Raw genomic sequence first — 22,877 nt, forward strand, 5'->3', positions numbered from 1 at the left:
GATATAATTTTGGGCTTTGTAAATTAGCTGATTTCTGAGGACAATATATGAATGTAGCAGATGTTTATCCTAAGGTTAGGGAAATAGTTGCTGAGGTGCTAGTAATTGATGAAGAGGAAATATCCCTTAATAGTCGGTTAATAGTAGATCTTGGCGCTGAATCTATTGATTTTCTTGATTTGGTTTTCCAACTGGAAAAAGAGTTTAAAATTAAAATCCCTCGTGGTCAATTGGAAAAAAATGCACGTGGTGATTTGGCAGAAAGTGAGTTTGAAAAGGGTGGTGTCATTACAGCTGAAGGCCTAAAGGCATTACAAAGCTATTTAAGTGAAGTGCCTGTAGAGCAATTCAAACCTAATATGAAAGTGAATGAAATACCTATGCTTTTTACAATAGAAACATTTTGTAAATTAGTTGTTTCTGCGATTAAAGAGCAACAAACTGCTGCAACTGAAGCTTAATCTCAGTTGTGTGTTTTATCTTGGTCAATAGGGTTTAATAGATACTAATGAGATTTTTATTCGTTGATCGTATAGTTGAGTCATGTCCTGGTCAGTTGATTCGAGGAATTAAACACATTACCCAAGATGATACATTTCTTACAGTTGATGAACAGGGACGTCCTTGTTTTATTCCTTCTTTAATTGGAGAAACACTAGGTCAATTGGCGGCATGGAACGTGATGCACTGTTTAGAGTTTTCTCATAGACCTGTTGCGGGCATCGTTGCCAAGGCTGCTCTGCACAGATCTGCATACCTGGGAGAAACTTTATTGCTTGAGTCATTCATTGAGCGTATCGAAGATTCAGTGATGCAATATAATAGTGTGGCGCGAATAGGAAATGAGATTGTTTTTACTCTTGAAGGGGCTTTAGGCCCTTTATTGCCTATGGATGATTTTATAGACCCCGAAGAGGTAAAATTGCAATTTTCTGAAATTGATAGACCAGGTGATTGGTCCATTATTAGTTCAAAAAGCACCCCATTATTGAATAGTGATCTCATGCTAAATGTGGAATTGCCGCTGGTATCAATGACTTTTGATAGAGTTTGTTCTTTTGAGCCAAAAATCAGTTTAATTGCTGAAAAACGAATTACACGTGCAGCCCTTTATTTCGGCGATCATTTTCCTAGAAAGCCAGTATTACCTTTAACGGTTTTATTGGAATGCAAATTAAACTTGGCACGCGAATTTATTGCACGTTCAGGATACGCGTTAAACTATAGGTTTTGTGAATTTCGCAAAATGAAAATGAATGAATTTGTTCATCCTGGTGATGTTCTTGAGTGCTATCTAAGTGTCAAAAAACAAACAGAGGAAGAATTGATTCTTACTTTTCGTAGTGAAGTTTTAGGTAAACGGGTTTGTGTAGTGGATATGGTGCTTATTCCTAGAGGTAACTAAAAGTGAAAAAAAGACGAGTAGCAATTACGGGTTTAGGGGCAATTTCACCTATAGGCCTTGATGTTCAATCCACATGGTCCAATTTGTTAGCAGGGCAGTCCGGAATTGCTGAAATCAAACAATTTGATGCGAGCGCTTTTCCAACTTATATAGCAGCCGAAGTCAAAAATTTTGTTCTTGATCCCAAATTGTCTACAAAACGTACCCGTTTTTCCATGTCATTTACGCAATATGCCCTTGAAGCCGCTCAACAGGCCTTCGATGATGCCGGTATTTTACCCACTGAACAGACAGCATCACGCTGGGGAGTGGTTACAGGTAGCGGCATGATGACAGCTGAGTTTGATTACCTGTCACGATTTCAACAAATGTGTGCTCCTGACGGCGAAGCTGATTGGATGCAATTACTTGCGAATACACAAGAGTTTTATAAATTATCGGATTTTGGTAAAACCACACCAAATTCAGGGTTGTCTTTATTAATCCAGCAATTTGGCATCAAAGGTTATGCTTCTTCTGTCCATACGGCATGTGCTTCAGGAGGACAGGCTTTAGGATTGGCGATGCAAGTCATTCGACGCGGTGAAGCTGATTTTATGCTGGCAGGGGGATTTGACTCAATGATTAATCCCTTAGGATTATCCAGTTTTTGTCTATTGGGTGCATTATCGACCTATAATAGTACCCCAGAGACCGCAAGTCGTCCTTTTGATGCGACACGTAATGGTTTTGTCCTGGGTGAAGGGGCTGCATTTTTAATTTTAGAGGAGTGGAGTAAAGCTAAAGCGCGAGGTGCAACCATCTATGCTGAATTAGCAGGTGAGGGAAATTCCTTAAGTTCGTATCGAATTACAGACTCACATCCTAATGGAGATGGCGCAATTCAATCAATCGAACGCGCGCTCCATGATGCAGGAGTAAAAGCTTCTGATGTGGATTATGTCAATGCACATGGTACATCCACTAAAATGAATGACTTAAGTGAAACCAATGCAATTAAAGCCGTATTTGGTGAGTATATTTCAAGTTTGCCGGTTAGCTCTACTAAAAGCCAAACAGGGCACCTAATCGCTGCGGCAGGCGCGCTTGAAGCTGTTTTAGCTGTTAAATCTATAGAAAAGGCTCAAATACCTAAAACAGCCAACTTAACCACGCCGGATCCTGAGTGTGATTTAGATTATGTAGTAGATGGACCACGAGAGCGTTCCTTAGGTGTGGTTTTATCTAATTCTTTTGGCTTTGGGGGCTCTAATAGTTGCTTGCTATTTAAGCATCCTGAGTTTGAAGGGGCACGCCAATGAGTCAGAATAATAGGGTATTTATTACCGGACGAAGTGCATTAACTGCATCAGGAGCTACTGCCGATGCAACTTGGGATTCGATTATTTCAGGTAAAAGTGGAATTGCAGAAATAACCCAATGGGATCTATCACAATGGCCTCATCATTTGGGCGGCGAGTTAAAAGAATTTAATCCTGCAAAAATGTTGCCGGATCGAAAATTAGCTAAGGTGATTTCACGCCAAGACGTGATGGGGATTAATGCTGCAGTCCAGGCAGTAGAGCATAGCCAGATAATCCCTTATCGTGATACGCTAGAAACTCCCAATGAATTTAATGAGCAAACTGCGGTTTTTGTAGGTTCTCCTGGGAATAAATATTTTCAACAATATGATTTTTTACCCTTGCTGGCAAAGGCTCAGGGTGATATGCAGCATTTTGCGGAACATTTATTTGCAACAGTACATCCTATGTGGTTATTACGTATATTGCCGAATAATGTTCTTGCTTATACAGGCATTACTTATGAATTTAAAGGTCCAAATCATAATGTAACTAATCATGCTGTTGGAGGGACACAGGCCTTATTGGAAGCATATCATGCAATACGTAGCGGACAAGCAGAGCGGGCTATAGTGATCTCTTATGATATGGCTGTAGAGCCCCAATCATTATTTTATTATGAGCAATTAGGCGTGTTAAGTCACCGCCATTTAAAACCATTCGATGAAGAACATGATGGCACCATCCTTGCGGATGGTGCTGCTGCTTTCGTTTTAGAAAGTGAAGCAAGTGTCCGTAAGCGTTCTGCGGTTTGTTATGGGGAAATTCTCGGTGGGTTATCAACGAGTGAAGCACAAGGATTGTTTTCTTTGGACACGAGTGGTCAACAACTTGCGGATTTAATTCAGCACACGCTGGAATCTGTTGCATTAAATCCGGAGGACGTAGGTTTTATTGTTGCTCATGGAAATGGGAATAGTAAATCAGATTATAGTGAATCCCAGGCAATACAAAAAGTTTTTGGTCAGCAACAGTCTGTAACTGGATTTAAATGGTCTACTGGACATACTATATGTGCTTCGGGATTGATTGATGCTGTTCTAGCTACTTATGCACTCGAGTCAAAATGCATCCCCGGAGTGGCTAATTTTCAACGTATTGCATCGAGTTGTGATGGTTTGTCTGTAAGCGCTGATCACCGAGCAGTACTCAGTCCTTATGTAGTGACCATTAATCGAGGATTTGCCAGTATGAATGCATGTTTGGTGATTAAAGCTTGTGACTGATTTAGAACAAAAAATTAACGAATTGCCTGTGAGCTTACTAGGGCGCTTTGTGTATCAATTTTTACCCTACAAGCGGCAAATAATTATGGCGAATATTGATCGCGTCTATGGTGAGCAATTAGATAGAGATCAAAAAAAACGGCTTGCCCTATCTTATTATTCACACTTGTTTAAATCCTTCAAAGAAGCAATCCAATTGCGTTTTATGTCAGAGGAAACTTTACGAAACCAAGTCGAAATTCGTGGCCATGAGAAAATGCTGGAAGTTGTAGCGCAAAAAAAAGGAGTTTTAGTTCTTACTGGCCACTTTGGTAATTGGGAGGTTGCTCCTATAGGCGGGGTTTTAAATTTTAAAGAATTCCAGGGACAGTTTCATTTTATCCGAAGAACTTTATCCATTAAATCTATTGAGCGAAGCTTATTCAAGCAATACTATCAAGTCGGTTTAAATGTGATTCCGAAAAAAAATTCTCTAGATAAAGTGTGCGCCGCGCTGGAAAAAAATCATGCCGTAATTTTTGTTCTTGATCAACATGCCTCATTAGCCAATAGAGATGGTATCGCAGTGGAGTTTTTTGGTACAAAAGCAGGAACTTACCGAAGTTTAGCAACATTATCCCGTTATACAGGGGTTCCTGTTGTTCCTGCTGCTGGTTATAGGTTACCTAATGGGAAGCATGTTTTAGAGTTTTATGACCCTATTCCTTGGAAAGATTATGACACAGTTTCAGATTCTCTTTATTATAATACACTTGCATATAATCAGGCTTTAGAGCGTATTATCTTAGCTCACCCAGAGCAATGGAACTGGATGCACAAGCGTTGGAAGCTCAAGCTTTAACGCACTAAAATGTCCTTAATTACTTACTTGTCGAGGTATGGAATGTAGGAACATGTTCTACTTTAAAGCAGTCATCTTCTTCTTTAGGTGTATTTCCAATTTTTGCTAAAAAACAGCCAGCCCATTGCCATGCATTTTGTGCATATTCTGATGCTTCAGTTGCATACTCAGATAAGACTTTAGTTGTGCTTGCTACAAAATCAGATGGTTGTGTGTTTTTAATGAGTTTTGGAATGGTTGTAACTCCCAATTCTGGCATCGTACAATTTAACTCATCAGAAATATGTTGAAGCTGATCTGAATCTTCGTTGATTTGTTTCAATAAAAAATTCACCTCATCATGAGACTTTTCTTTTATAACCAATTCTAATAAGCGCAATTGATTGATGACAAAAGGATGTTGATTGTCCTTTAGCCAGCGGTAAAGAGTTTGGTTTTCTTCTTTTTTACTGATGACATAATGATATAAATTATGAAGCTTGAGTCGTGTTTCAAGTTCATCTTTCGGTACTGTTTGTAATGTATAAAGATCCAAAGCTTTGATGATGTCTTCAAACTTTTCTTGGGTTAAGGGAAGAGTAATTTTGTTTAATAAAATTTGAAGTTCCATTTCTGGCTCATCAACAGGGATCAATTTTTTCATATATTTACGAGACGACTTTTTAGGAGGGGGTTCAAGAGCCCATGATTCTGGTGCTATATATTCAGGTAGATTAGGTTTGAAAAAACCGGTCCAACCATAAGCCCAACACCGCTTTATCCATGTGATTACGCTCGAAAAAAAACCTTGTTCTTTAGTAAAGCTTAATTCCAGCTTTGCTTCCCTGAATGCTTTTTGGGTAATTTGAATAATTTCCGGATTTTTTTCTGAATTGAGATTTTTTAGCGCCAAGGTACACAAATCAATTACTCTTTGGTAATTTTCCTTTCCGCCGCGTAGACCAAAATAGCGAATAATTCTTTTGGCATCGAATAAAAACAATTGGTAACTAATTTGTTCATCAAAGAACGATGGGTGATTTAAAAAAGTTGTAAAGATGGCTTCTTTAACGGTTGTTTCTAGCTCAGGACGGGTCAACATAAAGCCGAGATGATGTATTGCTTGCGAACGGCTTTTAAAATTATCGGAGTGTTCATAATACTCCATATAATCATTGATTAATTTTCTGATAGATTCAGAATTTCCTTGATAATGTATTAAAAAATACTCAAAACAATTAATGGATTTGTTATGTTTGATTAGGCCATTTATAAATGAACTTTCATCAAGGCCTTCAATTTGTTTCTGTTGATCTTTATAGGATTCAGGAATGACCGGTTTTAAGTTAATATTTTGGATCATTCTTTGCAGATTAAGCCGATTATTTTGATAAAATAATGCAATGGTTCCTTCTTGAGCGGTATTTCTTAAATATCGATTTGTCAGGAATGCGCTTTTGTTGCCCAACTCTTTGAAGGCAAGTTTATCATTTAAGAAAAAAAGTAATTCAATTGCAGAAGTTGAAAAAGTATGGTTTTTTTCTAATAATTTCTTTGTTAACTGATTAATATAAGTGGCAAGTGTCTTGTTATAATGGCCATTAAGGTAGAGACGAATCGCTAAAATCAAATGAGACTCTTTATTTGCATGTTCTAAGAATCTTTGCGGTATGTACTGAAATAACTCAAAATGTTCGATAATATTGACAATGATGGCTTCTTTTTGACATGGCTCTATTTTGCTTAATTCATCCATAATATTTGTCCCTGCCAGCTTCATTAAATGAGCTAATAAATAATGGGCATTAGGCATGGTCGCAAAATGATTCATCCAATACACAATCAGTTCGTGTTTCGCGTATCTACTAATTAGAGCTTCTGTTTGCTCTCGAGTCAGGTGATGAAAATGAGGAACAGAACAAAGAATGCTAACAGCAGCTTCAGGCTCTAGTTCGCCTATCATTGCGTTTGTAAGGACCTTTAAATCGATTTGATGAATTAGTGCGTTAAGGCGAGAGGGTGTATGATTATCGCGAATGGTTAATCGCTGTAATAAAGAAGTGCCTTTTAAAGAGTTCAAATACTCTTTGTTACACAACAAGCATATGATTAATAAAGATTTTACCTTTGAGTTTTTGACAATTTGAATGGAGTCCAGAATTTCTTGGAATGTCAAATTTCCTTCTTTGAGTGTTGCTAAAAATTGTGCTTGGGTTACGGTATTTTTATTGATTGCGGATAAATAATCGGGATTTCCCATAGCCGCTTTGAATAAATCAAAACTCTGTATTTTGCTTCCTGTCATAGCCTTCTCCTATAAGGCTCATATCGGTTTTCAAGTTGAAAGAAACGAATTAAGCCTTCATCCAGCATAACTCTTTGTAAAAAAAATTCAATACTTGTGTTAATTTTGTCTCGATACAGGATATATTTTTTGTCGTGTATTGCGTGGTTTTGTCGTAATTGGCAAATTGATACGAAACGGCTGTTATATCCTGGGCAACGATTTATTGAGACTAAACAGGAAAAGAGTAATCGCTTAAAATAATGTGCCTTCATAAACAAAAATAGCGGGACCTGTTAAGCAAATTGGCTTATTAAATTCAGGCCAATCAATAAGTAAATCACCACCAGGTAATGTTACTTTTATGTGTTTATCCATCTTGTAATATAAACATCCCACTGCTGCGGCCGCAACAGCGCCACTGCCACACGCTTGGGTTTCACCACTACCTCGTTCAAAAACCCGCAATTTAATGTGTTGCGAATTCACAATTTGCATAAATCCGACATTTACTTGTTCTGGAAAAGACGGATGTAGACTAATTTTTTTGCCTAAAGAGAGTACAGGGGCTCTATGTAGCTCTGGAACTAATAAAACAGCATGGGGATTACCAACACTTAGAGCATGTAGGTAAATACTTTCATTGTTTGATAACTCTAAAACGTATTGATCAGATTGTTCCTGGGTCAGGAGTGGAATGTCCCTTGGTGCTAATTTGGGAATGCCCATATCCACCCGCACACTTTGATCCTCATTAATATGTAAATTCATTTTTGTAGTTTTGGTAGCAACAGTTAAATGGCTTTTGTTTGTTAAACCATAGTACTTAACAAATAAGGCAAGACATCGTGCCCCATTTCCACATTGCCCAACTTCCTGGCCATCGGCATTAAAAATTCGATAATTAAAGTCAATTCCTTCTTGCTGACTGGATTCAACAAGCAAGCATTGATCAAAGCCAATACCGGTATTACGCTGGGCCATTATTGCTATTTGTTGAGGACTAAGGTTTATATTTTGATTAATACCATCAATCACTATGAAATCATTGCCTAAGCCATGCATTTTGGTAAATCTAAGGGTCATCTTTTTTCCTGTTGAAATTTACTTACTTGAGGCATTTTGGGCTGGCTCTGGCAAATAAAGTGGCCCTTTTTGCCCACAACCAGATATGATTAAGGTGATGCCAACTATCAATACAAAGTGTAGTCGTTTCATTACAGAGAGTCATTAATTACGTATAGAGATTATTTACCACTTATTAAAGTAAAAGTGCAAGTAATAAATGACATTGATTTGTTTGGTTTTGCTCATACTTGGTAAACTTTCTTACCACGTTGACTCTTTGGCACAGAGTATTTTAAAGAGTATAACTTGCACTGTGCCTATGCATTAGCGATAATTTCTCTTTTTATGTCAGGGGATTGGTTTTGAATGATTTTATAAATGAGTCTGAGGATCAAGCTCAAGCATGTGTTATCTGGATGCATGGATTAGGCGCTGATGCTTCCGATATGATGGGCTTAGTAGATCAATTAACAGTTACTGATATAGTGTTACGCCATATATTTATCAATGCTCCTCAGCGTCCGGTTACACTTAATGCTGGAATGGTTATGCCTGCATGGTATGATATTATTGGTATGAAATTAATTGATAGGGAAGATAAAGAAGGGATTGAGCAGTCTGAATTGTTAATTCGTAAGGTCATCGATGAACAATTAAACGCGGGTTTTTCTTACAATCAGATTTTTTTAGCGGGTTTTTCGCAAGGAGGAGCTATGGCGTTACATACAGCTCTTCATACTCCAGCGCCATTAGCTGGAGTAATTGCTTTGTCCGCCTATTTGCCTTTAGCCGAACATACCAGGCCAAAACTTGATAAAAGTACGCCTTTCTTTATAGGTTCTGGTCAATATGATCCTCTAGTCTTGCCGCAATGGACTGAATTAAGTAAGGACTGGCTATTGGATAAAGGATATAAAAATATTTCATATTATAAATATCCTATGGAACATTCAGTGTGTTTCGAAGAAATTAATGATCTTAGCTTTTGGTTAAAACAAGTCGCGGGAGAAGCATAATGCCCATAGTGAAGAAATCACGTACTGTTAACTATACTTGTGAGCAAATGTTTGCTTTGGTAAATGAAGTAGAGCGTTATGCTGAGTTTTTACCTTATTGTTCAGAAAGCCAGGTACATCATCGTGATGAAGATGAAGTCCAGGCAACTTTAGTGATTGGTGCTGCTGGTATGAGTAAGTCGTTTACTACACGTAACCGGCTCCAACTTAATAAAATGATAGAAATTCGTTTAGTTGATGGTCCTTTTAGTCATTTAGAAGGGTTTTGGCGTTTCGATGAAGTAGAAGACGGTTGTAAAGTTTCCTTTGACTTGGAGTTTGAATTCGCTGGGCGAATGTTTTCCATGCTTCTTGGACCGGTATTTGAGCAAGTAACTGATAAAATGGTAGATTCTTTCTGTGAACGAGCAAAAACAATTTATGATAAAAGTTGAGGTGGTTTATGTGCCTTTAACAAAGAGTGTTGTACATAGGGCACTTGATCTTAATCCAGGAGCAACAGTTTCTGATGCACTTCATGCATCAGGAATATACGAAATTTATCCCGAGGTGCGAACTTTTCCTGTGGGTATCTTTTCAAAACAGGTTTCTTTAGAGCATGTGCTTAAAGAAGGAGATAGGGTAGAAATATACAGGCCATTAGTTTTGGATCCCAAAGAAAGCCGACGGAAAAAAGCGAGTATTCTTACGGAAAAGCACAAATCGTAATTGTAGGATGCAACAGATTTGTGTTTCTGCGCATGATAAGGCAATGAACCGAAAAAATAGACACAGTTACAGGAACTTCGCCCTTTGTGCGTGCAAAATGCCTGCCCTAAGGGGAATATGAGGTCAAGTTTTGTTGTTTTTTAGACCTTCCGCTGTTGCGGAAGGTGCGAGAAATCTTGTATATAGGTTGATAACATATACGCCCTGTATATTTCAGTAGCATAAAGTGAGTTCGCTATCATTTATTCCTGATTGATGTCTGGGTGTGCAATCGCTGTACCCGCACCAGGATTGAGTTTGTCTCGCTCTATACGAGTCAGTCTATCATTATGGAAATACAAGCTCAGGGTTGACATAGTAATAGGTCCATGTCCCCTGCGCCAGGTATAGGCATAATCCCAGCGATCGTGATTAAATACCGGGCTTAATAAACTTGTTCCCAATAATATAGCTACCTCATTTTTGCTCATCCCGATTTTCAAACGATCGAGGGTTGCTTTGGGTAAGAGGTTTCCTTGTTGTACCACACGTCGAGAAAGGTCAAACGAGGTACATTGAGTTAAGGTTAAAGTAAATACAATTCCAAGTAGAAAAATTATTATTCTCATTTTTTTGCCTATCATGAAAAATTTCGCCATAATAACACGTCAGTTAATGAAACACACCTGCAATAGTGAAGACAACTTCATTGCATTGAGGAGCACTAATGGAAGAAAGTAAACAGCTAAAAAATGCTGGATTAAAAATTACTTTACCACGATTAAAAGTATTACAAATCTTAGAGCAATCTCCCAATCATCATTTAAGCGCAGAAGGAGTTTATAAAGCATTGTTAGAGACAGGAGAAGATGTTGGGCTTGCTACCGTTTATCGCGTATTAACGCAATTTGAAGCTGCAGGATTAGTAACTCGTCATAATTTTGAAGGGGGACATTCAGTTTTTGAATTGAGTCAGGGCGAACATCATGACCACTTGGTATGTATTAAATGTGGTTGCGTGGAAGAGTTTGTTGATGAAATTATTGAGCAAAGGCAGAAAACTATCGCGGATAAAGCTCATTTCCAGATGACAGATCATGCTTTAAATATTTATGGAATATGCCCTAAATGCCAACAAATATGAATTCAGCATAAAAATTAAGTTATTTCCCAATTATCAGGCTGATGCACATTTGAAATGCTCTCACTAAGTCCTATATCGTTACTGGCTTGTCCCTGTCATGTAATCCAGTACACTTCTTCACCTCAATTTAACCTGCGGCCTCTCTAAAACTTAGTGGATGAGGCTATACTTCTTTTTTTCCGATCAGGAAAAAAGTTTTCATAGTGCCAATCCCTTTCATTTCTATGGATCCTCTTGGTTCAATAACGAACTCATCCTCAAGCATGAAAGCCATTTTTTCAGAAATATGAATTTTATTAGGTAGGGACGTTTCTTCCAATCGGCTTGCTAAGTTGACTACATTACCCCAGATGTCATAAACAAATTTTTTATGACCAATGACACCTGCAATCACGGTTCCATAAGTTATGCCAATGCGGAATTCGAGTTGCATTTTATTTTCCTGATTAAAGGTCATCATTCTTTCCAGGATAGCAAGAGCGTAGTTTGCCATATTGATTGCATGCCTTGTAGTTTGCTCAGGAACACCTGATACAGCCATATAGTTATCACCTATCGTTTTTACCTTTTCAACATGATATTGTTCAGTGAGGTTATCAAATTCTGCAAAGAGGCGATTTAAGATAATTACAGTTTTTTTTGCACCTAATTGTTCTGTTAGCTGAGTAAAATTGATAATGTCTGCAAACATGACACTGGCCTGGGAAAACTCATCCGCTATATCCACCTCTCCCATTTTCAAACGGGATGCAATGGGTTCTGGCAAAATATTTAAGAGTAATAAATCATTTTCATCATTAGCCCTGGAAATAGATTTTAGTGCATGAATAATAAAGAAAACCATGAGAATGGTTGATAAAAATGTGAAGATAAGTGTTAAAATTATAATTCTTGACATTTTCATATCAATTTTTTCATTGGTGAGTAGCGTTCGATGCTCAACATGAGCAAAAAAAGCCCGGAGTGGCTTCATGATACCCATTTTGGCTTGTGCATATTCATCCCCAAAAACCAGTTTTTGGGCGAGTTTGGGATTAGGTTTGCCAACTATCGTATAATTTCCATCCTTATCTTGATATTTTCCTTCAATCATATTCATCGCTTTAATTTCTAACTTTACCAGCTCATCACTCCTATGTTCCACTTCAGTGAGAATAGCAAATTCTTTCAGGCTGAAATTATACTCTAGCATCATCGCAGTTATAGATTTCTTTTCGCCATAAGGCTGAGGGCGTTTGTTATCCATAACCAAATCCCAATAAATCTCATCATAATTTAATGGTCTAGGTGATTTTCCCTCTCTAATCGATATAATTTCATTATAATAATCACGGTACTTCTTTTCCCCCGTCATCACATAAAGTCTCACCATATCGGTTAGGTCATCGGAACTTTGACGAATGCTATCTGCGATTAGATAGGATTGGTAACGTTGATCGGTGTCAAGAGCTTCTTGTACTGCTATATGTCTTAATGCAAATAAACTAACTATTAGACCCAAAAGCGAGAGAGTCAGAAAAAAGAAGAAACATTTTAAAAGATAGGTATTTTTAAGGTTGAGCTTGGTTATTCGCATTTGTTATTAAAGTTTTATCAACTTACGTTGAAGAATAGCTTATTTATATTAATAGAGCTATTTCTAATAACTTATTTTAAATGCTATTCTAAAATAAGAAGGGTATTGATTAAAATAAAAAGTATATTCATTAAGGAATTTTTAGAACTCAGACTCGAGTTTTAACTTAACTCAGGGATTTATTCATGAAACTATTATTCTTAGGAGCTGGTAGTGGTTTAGGAACGGATTCTAAAAATTTTCAATCAAATATGCTTCTTCTCACTGATACAGGAAAAAAATTATTAATAGACTGTGGCACCGATATTCGATTTTCATTATCCCGAGCCCATTATATCTCTAATGACATTGATACAGTTTACATCAGTCATTTGCATGCCGATCACATTGGCGGTGTAGAGTGGCTTGCATTTCAACGTAAATTTGCGGTAGAGAGTGAGCCACCCCAGCTTATTATACATGAACATTTGGTTCATTTATTATGGAGTCATTCCCTCAGCGGGGGCTTAAAAACATTGGATGAAAAAGAAGCCACTTTGAATGATTATTTTAAGGTGACTACTGTGAGTGATGATCAGGTTTTTGAATGGGAAGGATTACATTTTAATTTAATTCAAACCGTTCATATTCATTCTAATAAGAAATTAATGCCAAGTTATGGTTTATACATAAAGTACCGTGACAAATATTTTTTTATCACTACGGACACACAATTTACACCGGATCGTTTTAAAAAATATTATCAAGAAGCAACATTGATTTTTCACGATTGTGAAACACTCAAAGTACCAAGTGGGGTACATGCTCATTTTAATCAACTGGATACACTTGATCCAGAAATTAAAGCGAAGCTTTGGTTGTACCACTATAATGATGGCAAATTGCCTGATGCTCAATCCCATGGTTTCCTTGGTTTTGTCCAATGTGGCCAGATAATCGAACTTAAGTAAATAAATTATTGCCCTTTTTTAATTATCCCCAAATGTTGTAATGATCCTGAAACCATAAACTCAAAACGAAACAGAGGGCAGAAGGTTTTAGGTTATTATTGAAGAGAACCTTAGGCTCCATTTCTCAAAATGCCACTTTGAAGAGGGGGCGTAATCTGTATTTTTTCTTTGCAAACAAGGGTTCTCCAAACAGTGATTTCAACTGCAGATCGCAGGTTATATCAAACTATAAAAATAGAAAATTGAAAATTTTTATTTCATTTTATTCTTAAATTTTGATCTATTTCATTGTTATAATGCTTCTCTTTTTTTATTTGCGGTACGGATATTTATGTGGATTGTATGGATTGCTCTCTCGCGACCTTACACGTTTATTGTTATGGCTCTCATGCTTCTTATTATTGGGCCTTTAGCAATTATGCGTACCCCCACTGATATTTTTCCTGATATCAATATTCCAGTTGTTAGTGTGGTATGGACTTACACCGGATTGCCTCCTGATGAAATGGGTAATCGTATTACTAGTGTATTCGAGCGTGCAGTCACTACTACTGTTAATGATATTGAACACATCGAATCAGAATCATTGATTGGTGTGAGCGTGGTCAAATTGTATTTTCAAAAAGGCGTGAATGTCGATATGGCTTTAAGCCAGGTTACTGCGATCGCTCAAACCATGTTGCGTAACTTGCCTCCGGGCACTTTGCCTCCTTTAATTTTAAGCTATAAGGCTTCGACTGTCCCTGTGTTACAACTGGTGCTTTCGAGTTCAACGATTCCTGAACAGAAGTTAAATGATATAGGAAATAACTTCATTCGTACTCAGCTTGCAACGGTTCAGGGTGCATCACTACCGTATCCTTATGGCGGTAAAATTCGCCAAATTATGGTCGATCTGGACACACAAGCCATGCAAACCTATGGCATTTCTGCTAAAGAAGTAAATGAGGCGATACTTGCCCAGAATCTCATTATTCCTGCAGGCACGCAAAAAATAGGTGAGTATGAATATATTGTTAAGCTCAATGGAAGTCCCCTTGCTGCAGTGGAATTAAATGATGTGCCGGTAAAAACGACACCTGGCCGTATTTTATATATTCGCGATGTCGGCCATGTACGTGACGGTTTCGCGCCGCAAACGAATATTGTGAGGGTAGATGGACATCGGGCGGTCATGATGTCTGTAGAAAAAACTGGAAATGCATCAACACTGGATATTGTCAGTCGTGTTAAGGGTCTGATCCCTAAAATAAAGGAGATGTTACCTGATGGGCTTCAATTGTCTTATTTTGCAGATCAATCCATTTTTGTCACTGCCGCTATCCGTGGAGTAATCACAGAAGGAGTAATCGCTGCGGCATTAACAGGGTTAATGATTTTGCTTTTTTTGGGGAGCGTGCGCAGTACTTTGATCATTACTTTATCAATTCCTCTATCGATTATCACCTCGATCACTATTCTTTCTGCGCTAGGTGAGACAATAAATATTATGACCTTGGGAGGGTTAGCCCTGGCTGTGGGAATTTTAGTGGATGATGCTACAGTAGCTATTGAAAACATAAACTGGAATTTAGAACAAGGTAAAGAAGTAGAGCAAGCTATTCTAGATGGAGCAAAACAAATTGCTATACCTGCACTAGTATCAACTTTGTGTATTTGTATTGTTTTTGTACCTATGTTTTTTCTTGGTGGGGTTGCACAGTATTTATTTGTGCCTTTAGCTGAGGCGGTAATATTTGCCATGCTGATGTCTTATGTATTATCACGTACTCTAGTTGCTACTTTAGCTAAATATTGGTTACGCAAGCATGAGCTCAGTGCCCAAGAAGAAAAAAAGAAAAGTCTTCTGGACCGCATCCATGGAAAGTTTGAAGAAAAGTTTACACTTTTACGTTCTCGGTATTTTGTTGCGCTTTCCTGGGTATTAAATAATGCTAAATTCTTTATTACCTCTTTTTTAGGGTTTGTTGGCGTTTCAATAGTATTGCTATGGCCATGGCTGGGTTCGAATTTTTTTCCTGATGTGGATGCGGGACAAATTAAGTTACATATTAGTGCGCCAACAGGGACGCGAGTAGAAGAAACCGCACGAACTGTAGATAATATCGATACCCTTATTCGTCAAGTTATTCCTCCTAAAGACTTGGGAAGTATTGTGGATAATATAGGTTTACCTACAAGTGGGATTAATTTATCGTACAGTAATTCGGCGACGAATGGACCAGAAGATGCTGATATTTTAATTTCCCTAAAAGAAGGGCATCGCCCAAGTTCCGAGTATGTGCGCCAACTCAGATCGATTTTACGAGAACATTTTCCATCAGTAACCTTTGCTTTTTTACCTGCAGACATTGTCAATCAAATTATTAATTTTGGTTTGCCTTCACCGATTAATATTCAGGTAATTGGTTTAAAGAAAAAGGAAAATGCTGAATATGCCAATAAGTTATTAAATCAACTAAAATTGATCCCGGGTCTCGTTGATGGACGGATAAGACAAAAAGATAATTATCCTGAGTTCTTTGTCGATGTAGATCGTAGTTTAGCTCGTGAACTAGGATTTACCCAATACGATGTTGCTTCTGATTTATTAGTGACCTTGTCTGGTAGTTTTCAAACCACACCTACATTTTGGCTGGATCCTCGAAATGGAGTTTCTTACCCTATTGTGACCCAGGCACCTCAATATGTAATGACTTCATTGAACGATTTACGAAATATTCCTATTGGAAGTTTAACAGTGCCGAGTCAATTGCAAATATTGGGTGCTTTTGCCACACTGAAACGCACATGGACATCAGTTGTTGAATCACATTACAACGTTCAGCCAGTAATTGATATTTTTGCAACAATACAAGATAGAGATCTAGGGTCAGTAGCAAGTGATATAGAGAAGGTTATTGAGCAAACCAAAAAGGATGTCCCTAAAGGATCGTCTGTGGTTATCCGTGGTCAAATTGATACTAAAGATCATGCATTCAGTGGACTTTATTGGGGATTGGCTTTCTCAATTTTACTCGTTTATTTATTAATTGTGATTAATTTTCAATCATGGACAGATCCTTTTATTATTATCACAGCATTACCCGCTGCAATTGCGGGGATTAGTTGGATGTTATTTTTGACTCATACTCCATTGAGTGTTCCTGCGTTGACAGGTGCAATTATGTGTATGGGGGTTGCAACGGCAAATAGTATTCTTATTATTAGCTTTGCCAGAGATCACTTGGCTACAGAAAATAATCCAATGCAAGCAGCCCTTGAAGCAGGAAAAACACGTTTAAGACCTGTGATGATGACTGCTTTAGCGATGATCATTGGGATGTTTCCCATGGCGTTGGGTTTGGGAGATGGAGGGGAGCAAAACGCTCCATTGGGACGAGCAGTTATTGGTGGTTTATCATTTGCGACCTTGGCTACGCTTTTTTTTGTCCCTTCTGTTTTTTATGTAATTCATGAGCGTAATCTGAAGAAAAAGCAAAGGAAAGAGCATGCTTAAAACAATTCACTCCCATTTACATAAGCATACGCATAAGCGACTCATTATCGCGCTGGCTGTGTTTTTATTGATTTTACTTGTTATCATTTTTATGCGTGTGTACGCATCCATTCGTTTGCGTAATGAGACCAGAGCCAATGCAGTGCCTGTAGTAAGAGTAATGACGGCAAAACAAGAAGCAGGCATGGATCGAATTGTTTTACCGGGTAATGTTCAGGCTTGGCATGAGTCTCCTATCTATGCTCGTACGAATGGGTATGTGAAACAATGGTATGTAGATATAGGCAGTCGTGTTAAAACAGGAGATCTGCTTGCTGTAATAGAAACTCCCGAGCTTGATGCACAGGAACGTCAGGCAAGAGCTGATTTGAAGGTGGCAATTGCTAATAATAAAATCGCACAAATTACTGCAAAACGGTGGCTTCATTTAGTAAAAACGGAGTCTGTATCGCAACAAGAAACCGATGAAAAAGTGAGCACCGCTGCCGCTCAAGCAGCTGCAGTATATGCAGCTCAGGCTAATCTTCAACGTTTGCAAGAGTTAGTTGGTTTTGAGCGCGTCATAGCACCTTTCGATGGGGTGATTACAGATCGTGCAACGGATATAGGTGATCTTATTGATGCCGGAAGTAGTACGACGACACAACCTTTATTTCGCATTGCCCAGACGAGTCCTCTACGGATTTATGTAAAAATTCCACAATATTACTCTGCACGTATTAAACCTGATATGGCAGTAAAATTGAATTTTGCGGAGCATCCAAAGCAAACATTTTCAGCTAAATTATATGAGACAGCTCATGCTATTGATCCTAAAACACGTACTTTATTAGCTCAATTTACAACTGAAAACAAAAATGGAGAGCTATTGCCTGGAGGTTATACTGAAGTATTGTTTCGTTTGGATGTTCCAGCTAATACAGTGATTCTACCAGTGAATACCTTACTTTTTCGAGCCCAGGGGTTACAAGTAGCCGCTTTAGACAAAGACAATAAAGTGGTGCTCAAGTCCATAACGGTTCGCCGTGATTTTGGCTCCAAGATTGAAATCGCAACAGGTGTTATGCCAGGTGATCGCATTATATTGAATCCTCCTGATGGGATTATCAATGGAGAAACGGTACGGGTTGTTTCATGAATAAATTGATTAGTCTGGGCGTATTTGTTTTTGCATTGGCGGGTTGTTCCTTAGCGCCAGATTATCAACGACCTGCGATGCCTATACCAGAGCATTTTAAAGAGCCGGGGCAATGGGTAGAAATTAAATCAACACCTAAAATAGTAGCTCCGGACGCATGGTGGGAAGCATTCCATGATCCAGTTTTAAATGATTTGCAAAAACAGCTCAATGTGGCCAACCAGGATTTAAAGCTGGCTTATGCGCGTTTTCAAGAAGCGATTTCTATCGTTCAAATTGCCCGCTCTAATTTTTATCCTAATGTCCAAGGCTTATTGAATGGAAATAGAGAGCAAACATCAAACACTATAGCAAACCCTGCTAAACAATCTCTCTTCAATAACGTTTTAGTCGGTGGGTATCTTACTTATGAGGTTGATGCATGGGGAAGTATTCGTAACGCAGTTAAAGCTAGCGAAAGCCTTGCCCAGGCTAGCGCATCCGATATGGCTTCAGTCCGTTTGAGTTTGCAGGCAGAGCTTACAAATAATTATTTTGCATTGCGGGGTAGTGATGAGGCACAACGCATCTTGGATAGGACAGTTATTGCATATCAGAAAGCACTTTATTTAACGAAACAACGATATCAAGGAGGCGCTGCCCCTATTGCGAATGTTGATGAGGCAGAAACACAATTGGAAAATGCGAAAACATTGGCTGCTGACATACGGTTACAACGAGCTCAATTAGAACATGCGATAGCGGTTTTAGTAGGGCAAATACCCAGTGAATTTTCGATAGCACCGGGTAAACTGCCAAAGAGGTTACTTGCAATTAGCCCTAATCTGCCTTCAACTCTTCTAGAGCGCAGACCTGATATTGTGGCAGCAGAGGCGCGGGTACAGGCTGCGAATGCTACTATTGGTGTAGCACGGGCTGCTTTTTTTCCTGTGATTAGCTTAACGGGTACAGGTGGTTTTCAAAGCCAGAGCTTTTCCAATCTTTTTTCAAAACCCAGTCTCTTCTGGTCCCTTGGCCCCTTTAGCTTATTCACATTATCCCAACCTGTAGTACAGCAAACCCTCTTTGATGGGGGGCGCTTACGTGGTTTGCTAAAACAAGCTACAGCCCAGTATTTTGAAACAGTGGCCCAGTATCGGCAAACAGTTCTCACGGCGTTCCAAGATGTAGAGGATAGTCTTATAGCAATTCATCAATTAGATAAAGAGATTCATACCCAGGAAGCTGCAACCCGTGCCGCTATAAGAGCCTGGAATCAAGGGATATATCGATATAAAGGTGGGTTGGTTACTTTTCTGCAAGTGGTTGTGGTGGAGAATATAGCACTACAATCAGAACTTTCATTAGTGAACATACGTACGCGTCGCCAAGTTGCTAGTGTGCAATTAATTAAAGCTTTAGGAGGTGGTTGGTCTTTGGATATGGGACAAAGATAAACCGCCCTTTCTTTCGCTCATATCCAAAAAAAGAAATTGAGAGGGGTGAAGACAAAACTTCACCCACACAGAAGAACTTATTCTTCTAGTCAAGATAAATTGTATAAGAGTATGTTTTAAAACCATCATATTGAGTACTAATATAACGCAATCCATTGCAGGAAGCGTGTACTACAGGATGATTTATTAATGGGCCATCTTTAATATCCAGGACACACCAGTTGTTTTGCTTATCACCAACTGTCACTAGAGCATAGCCATAGTGACATTCATGAGAATCAGAGATCTCAAAACTATGTAGACCTAATATTTGCAGTATCACACCTTGATCACTAAATCCATTGGTAATAACGACATCAGGGTGAGATGCGCTGTAGATACGAAAATAATCTTTATAACCGCACCAAGATTGTTCTGCGTGTATAGTGCTCATCATTAAGCTTGCTGCCAGTATCATCCATTTTTTCATTTCGGAACACCTTTTATTTATTGTTAAAATCGGGGCAAATTATAGGGATGTCTTGGGTATTAAACTATCATTAAACTATTCTGCTGCAAAGCCTTTTGATGCACTGGCAAACGTTGGTTTTGCGAACCAAATTATGATGAGTAAAAATACGAAAATCCAGGCTGCAAGCCTAAAAATATCGTTGGTAGCTAACATATAGGCCTGGTTAATGACAGTAGTATAGAGAACTCCAAAGCTTTGTTTTCCTGATATGCCTAGCGTATGCAGTTGTTCTGTAGTTTTTTGAACCAAAGGATTATAGACGGTTATTTGCTCAACAAGCTGACTTTGATGAAATGCTTCCCTATTGTTCCACAAAGTGAGACTGATTGATGTGCCAAAACTACTGCCCAGGATACGGAAGAAATTAGCAAGTCCCAAGGCACTGGCTAGTCGTTCAGGGGGGAGCTCAGCTAAAATTAAAGCGATTAATGGCGTAAAGAAAAATGCAAGCCCAATTCCCTGAAGGAACCGGGGTTCAATTAATTGGGTAAAACCTATACCTGTGTAAAAAGTAGACTGCCACATCGAAGTGAGTGTAAATACAATAAAACCAATACTAATAATGATACGCAAATCAAATTTACCCATGTAGTTACCAACAATAGGCGTTAAAAAAAAGGGTAAGACTCCTACTGGGGCAACGGCAAGACCCGCCCAGGTTGGAGTGTAGCCCATTTGTGTTTGTAGCCATAATGGGAAAATAACCACCGTGGCAAAATAAACAAGAAAGCCCAAAGTAAGGCTGATCGTTCCTATTGAAAAATTTCGCTGGGTAAATAAACGTAAATCGATAATAGGATTATTTTGCGTGAGAAGCCAAACAACTAAGAAGCTTAGTGTCACTGTGGAGATAATTGCTAAAGTAATAATAAAATTTGAATGAAACCAGTCGGAGTCGTATCCTTTATCGAGCAAAACTTGCAAACATCCAATACCAATAGTTAATAACAATAAGCCTATGAAATCAATGGGCAATTTGGCAGTGGGGCTTTCCCTGCCAGTGAGTGTAATCATAGTGAAGATAACAGAAAAGATTCCAACGGGCAGGTTAATATAAAAAATCCATGGCCAAGTATAATTGTCAGTGATGATTCCTCCCATAATGGGGCCAAATATTGGTCCAACAACTGCAGTCATAGCCCATATGCCGGTAGCCAGGCCTCTTTTTTCTGGAGGATAGTTAGCAAGTAAAATACTTTGTGATAATGGAATCATAGGACCTGAAACAGCACCTTGAACTACCCGAAAAAAAACCAGCATTTCTAAATTCATAGATAATCCACAAAGTACGGAAGCGATTGTAAACAATGCGGTGGAAAAAACAAAAAGACGAACTTCGCCAAATCGTTTTGCAAGCCACCCTGTAAGCGGTAGCATAATTGCTTGACTGACTGCAAATGAGGTGATAACCCACGTACCATTGTCAGGACTTACCCCTAGATCTCCTGCAATAGTCGGAATGGCTACGTTGGCAATAGAAATATCCAGGACATTCATAAAAATTGCTAAAGACAATGAAACGGTCATCAATACCAATCTACTGCCGGTAAGAGGTGGTAGATCAGTCATTATGTTTTACTCCTGGGTAAGGACATGTCTGGGGCGTTCGCTTGCAAAATGTCGTTAATGAGAGGTTCTACATCTGCTAACTGTTTTTTGTAAACGTTTGTTTCAAATTTAAATTCGGGCTCTGGTTTTTGAGGGAGCCTGCTTCCCTTTAAATTGTGAATATTAATGGTAACGCGCATAGACAATCCTAATTGCAGTGGGTTCTTTTTCAATTCATCAGGATCCAAATTTATGCGAACAGGAAGTCTTTGTACTATTTTAATCCAATTTCCGGTTGCATTTTGTGGTGGTAATAATGCAAAAGCTGAACCTGTTCCTGCATTTAATCCAACAACTTTGCCATGATATGTAATCCCAGGATATGCATCAGCATAAATAGTAACGGGCTGACCAATACGGATATCATTGAGATCAGATTCTTTATAATTTGCATCAATCCAGGTATCGTTTAGCGGAATAATTGCTAACATTACAGAATTCATTGATACTTGCTGACCTGGCTGAACACTACGTTTAGCAACATAACCGGTAATGGGGGCTTTAATAGTTGTTCTTTGTAAGTCCAGATAAGCCTTTTTTAAATTTGCTTTGGCAGTTTCTACAAGCGGATGAGTATAGAGTTGTGCATTTTCGACTAGGGCCAGAGCTGCATCTAGTTGATGCAATGAAAGATCATAGGTTGCTTCTGCAGCTTCCAAGGCAGTTTTATAGTGCTGCATTTCTTCACGGGATACGGCGCGATTACCTATTAATCCTTGTCGTCGTTTCAAATCAAGTTGGGCTTGAATTAAATTGGCTTTATCCAAAATTACTTTTTGTCGAGCCTGGGCTGCATTTTCAAAATATTGGCGAACTTGGCGGACGGATTGAGCCAAATCTGCTTTAGCTTTTTGTAAAGCAACTTTATAATCTGCAGAATCCAATTTAATTATCGTTTGCCCTTCAGTAACTAATTGAGTTTCATCGGTATTTATTTCAACGACTGTCCCTGCAACTTGCGGCATGAGTTGTACCATATTGCCGTTGATATATGCATCATCTGTGTAAAGTTCAAATTGCCCCCAAATCAACCAATACGTAAGCCATAGAAAAGCAATAAATAAAAAGACACCGCCGAGAATTAGCATGGCGACCTTGCGTTTGTGTAAGGTTTCTGGCGTTGTCCCTTCTTTTTTAGTTTCAGTTTCTTTATTTTCAGCCATGTT

The 22,877-nt window shown here is 38.5% G+C and carries 21 protein-coding genes; 13 read left to right on the forward strand and 8 right to left on the reverse strand.

Going from position 1 to position 22,877, the window contains the following annotated elements; all coding sequences use genetic code 11:
- Positions 1-47 precede the first annotated feature (47 nt).
- From EKG34_RS06205 to EKG34_RS06225, 5 genes are read left to right on the forward strand one after another with little or no spacing between them, the layout of a single operon-like run.
- On the forward strand, positions 48-461 hold the full coding sequence (locus EKG34_RS06205; RefSeq protein WP_003633031.1) for an acyl carrier protein: 414 nt from the start codon (positions 48-50) through the stop codon (positions 459-461).
- A 47-nt stretch (positions 462-508) separates the two neighbouring features.
- Entirely contained in the window at positions 509-1,405 is an 897-nt protein-coding gene (locus EKG34_RS06210; RefSeq protein ID WP_003633030.1) for an ApeI family dehydratase, read from the forward strand.
- Between the two features lie 2 nt (positions 1,406-1,407).
- Positions 1,408-2,706: a beta-ketoacyl-[acyl-carrier-protein] synthase family protein gene (locus EKG34_RS06215; RefSeq protein ID WP_012978809.1), complete on the forward strand. Its 1,299-nt coding sequence runs from the start codon at positions 1,408-1,410 to the stop codon at positions 2,704-2,706.
- Entirely contained in the window at positions 2,703-3,974 is a 1,272-nt protein-coding gene (locus tag EKG34_RS06220) for a beta-ketoacyl-[acyl-carrier-protein] synthase family protein (protein WP_003633028.1), read from the forward strand. Before EKG34_RS06215 ends, EKG34_RS06220 begins: the two co-directional genes overlap by 4 nt.
- Entirely contained in the window at positions 3,967-4,815 is an 849-nt protein-coding gene (locus EKG34_RS06225; RefSeq protein WP_003633027.1) for a lysophospholipid acyltransferase family protein, read from the forward strand. Before EKG34_RS06220 ends, EKG34_RS06225 begins: the two co-directional genes overlap by 8 nt.
- A gap of 19 nt (positions 4,816-4,834) precedes the next feature.
- Here the strand turns inward: EKG34_RS06225 and EKG34_RS06230 are convergent, their stop codons facing one another.
- The 3 genes from EKG34_RS06230 to lptM all read right to left on the reverse strand — a co-directional run bounded on the left by EKG34_RS06230 (position 4,835) and on the right by lptM (position 8,296).
- Positions 4,835-7,099 carry a hypothetical protein gene (locus EKG34_RS06230; protein WP_003633026.1) on the reverse strand — a complete coding sequence of 755 codons (2,265 nt, stop codon included), beginning with the start codon at positions 7,097-7,099 and terminating at the stop codon, positions 4,835-4,837.
- 234 nt (positions 7,100-7,333) lie between these two features.
- A complete protein-coding gene (dapF, locus tag EKG34_RS06235; RefSeq protein ID WP_003633024.1) occupies positions 7,334-8,164 on the reverse strand; it encodes a diaminopimelate epimerase in 831 nt (276 codons plus the stop codon).
- An 18-nt stretch (positions 8,165-8,182) separates the two neighbouring features.
- Positions 8,183-8,296 (reverse strand): LPS translocon maturation chaperone LptM, encoded by a 114-nt coding sequence (gene lptM, locus EKG34_RS06240; RefSeq protein WP_003633022.1) that lies wholly within the window; start codon positions 8,294-8,296, stop codon positions 8,183-8,185.
- A gap of 212 nt (positions 8,297-8,508) precedes the next feature.
- On the opposite strand from lptM, the gene EKG34_RS06245 reads away from it, so the two are divergent.
- The 3 genes from EKG34_RS06245 to EKG34_RS06255 are packed head-to-tail and all read left to right on the forward strand — an operon-like array spanning position 8,509 to position 9,870.
- Complete coding sequence (locus EKG34_RS06245) at positions 8,509-9,162, forward strand: alpha/beta hydrolase (protein ID WP_003633020.1); 654 nt, start codon at positions 8,509-8,511, stop codon at positions 9,160-9,162.
- Complete coding sequence (locus EKG34_RS06250; RefSeq protein WP_003633018.1) at positions 9,162-9,596, forward strand: type II toxin-antitoxin system RatA family toxin; 435 nt, start codon at positions 9,162-9,164, stop codon at positions 9,594-9,596. Before EKG34_RS06245 ends, EKG34_RS06250 begins: the two co-directional genes overlap by 1 nt.
- Positions 9,583-9,870 carry an RnfH family protein gene (locus EKG34_RS06255; protein ID WP_003633016.1) on the forward strand — a complete coding sequence of 96 codons (288 nt, stop codon included), beginning with the start codon at positions 9,583-9,585 and terminating at the stop codon, positions 9,868-9,870. Before EKG34_RS06250 ends, EKG34_RS06255 begins: the two co-directional genes overlap by 14 nt.
- A gap of 242 nt (positions 9,871-10,112) precedes the next feature.
- Here EKG34_RS06255 and EKG34_RS06260 read toward each other — a convergent pair whose 3' ends face one another.
- Positions 10,113-10,478: an outer membrane protein assembly factor BamE gene (locus tag EKG34_RS06260; protein ID WP_396426625.1), complete on the reverse strand. Its 366-nt coding sequence runs from the start codon at positions 10,476-10,478 to the stop codon at positions 10,113-10,115.
- Positions 10,479-10,576: 98 nt separating this feature from the next.
- Here EKG34_RS06260 and fur point away from each other — a divergent pair, with 98 nt between their 5' ends.
- Positions 10,577-10,993, forward strand: coding sequence for a ferric iron uptake transcriptional regulator (gene fur / locus EKG34_RS06265; RefSeq protein WP_003633014.1), 417 nt, complete (start codon positions 10,577-10,579; stop codon positions 10,991-10,993).
- A gap of 163 nt (positions 10,994-11,156) precedes the next feature.
- Here the strand turns inward: fur and EKG34_RS06270 are convergent, their stop codons facing one another.
- Positions 11,157-12,494: an adenylate/guanylate cyclase domain-containing protein gene (locus EKG34_RS06270; protein WP_237702689.1), complete on the reverse strand. Its 1,338-nt coding sequence runs from the start codon at positions 12,492-12,494 to the stop codon at positions 11,157-11,159.
- A gap of 260 nt (positions 12,495-12,754) precedes the next feature.
- On the opposite strand from EKG34_RS06270, the gene EKG34_RS06275 reads away from it, so the two are divergent.
- The 4 genes from EKG34_RS06275 (at position 12,755) to EKG34_RS06290 (ending at position 19,592) form a co-directional block, all read left to right on the forward strand.
- Positions 12,755-13,519, forward strand: a complete 765-nt coding sequence (locus EKG34_RS06275; protein WP_003633012.1) for an MBL fold metallo-hydrolase — start codon at positions 12,755-12,757, stop codon at positions 13,517-13,519.
- 331 nt (positions 13,520-13,850) lie between these two features.
- A complete protein-coding gene (locus tag EKG34_RS06280) occupies positions 13,851-17,018 on the forward strand; it encodes an efflux RND transporter permease subunit (RefSeq protein ID WP_012978812.1) in 3,168 nt (1,055 codons plus the stop codon).
- Positions 17,011-18,156, forward strand: coding sequence for an efflux RND transporter periplasmic adaptor subunit (locus EKG34_RS06285; RefSeq protein ID WP_003633010.1), 1,146 nt, complete (start codon positions 17,011-17,013; stop codon positions 18,154-18,156). Before EKG34_RS06280 ends, EKG34_RS06285 begins: the two co-directional genes overlap by 8 nt.
- Positions 18,153-19,592 carry an efflux transporter outer membrane subunit gene (locus EKG34_RS06290; RefSeq protein ID WP_003633009.1) on the forward strand — a complete coding sequence of 480 codons (1,440 nt, stop codon included), beginning with the start codon at positions 18,153-18,155 and terminating at the stop codon, positions 19,590-19,592. Before EKG34_RS06285 ends, EKG34_RS06290 begins: the two co-directional genes overlap by 4 nt.
- Positions 19,593-19,677: 85 nt before the next feature.
- Here EKG34_RS06290 and EKG34_RS06295 read toward each other — a convergent pair whose 3' ends face one another.
- The 3 genes from EKG34_RS06295 to EKG34_RS06305 all read right to left on the reverse strand — a co-directional run bounded on the left by EKG34_RS06295 (position 19,678) and on the right by EKG34_RS06305 (position 22,874).
- Positions 19,678-20,061, reverse strand: coding sequence for a hypothetical protein (locus tag EKG34_RS06295; RefSeq protein WP_003633006.1), 384 nt, complete (start codon positions 20,059-20,061; stop codon positions 19,678-19,680).
- Positions 20,062-20,136: 75 nt separating this feature from the next.
- The gene (locus tag EKG34_RS06300) at positions 20,137-21,672 is read right to left on the reverse strand and encodes a DHA2 family efflux MFS transporter permease subunit (protein WP_003633004.1); all 1,536 of its coding nucleotides are present in this window, start codon (positions 21,670-21,672) and stop codon (positions 20,137-20,139) included.
- Positions 21,672-22,874 (reverse strand): HlyD/EmrA/EmrK family protein, encoded by a 1,203-nt coding sequence (locus EKG34_RS06305; protein ID WP_003633003.1) that lies wholly within the window; start codon positions 22,872-22,874, stop codon positions 21,672-21,674. The genes EKG34_RS06300 and EKG34_RS06305 overlap by 1 nt, the downstream gene beginning before the upstream one ends.
- Positions 22,875-22,877 lie beyond the last annotated feature (3 nt).

The sequence above is a fragment of the Legionella longbeachae genome (assembly GCF_004283175.1).
Classification (GTDB): Bacteria; Pseudomonadota; Gammaproteobacteria; order Legionellales; family Legionellaceae; genus Legionella; species Legionella longbeachae.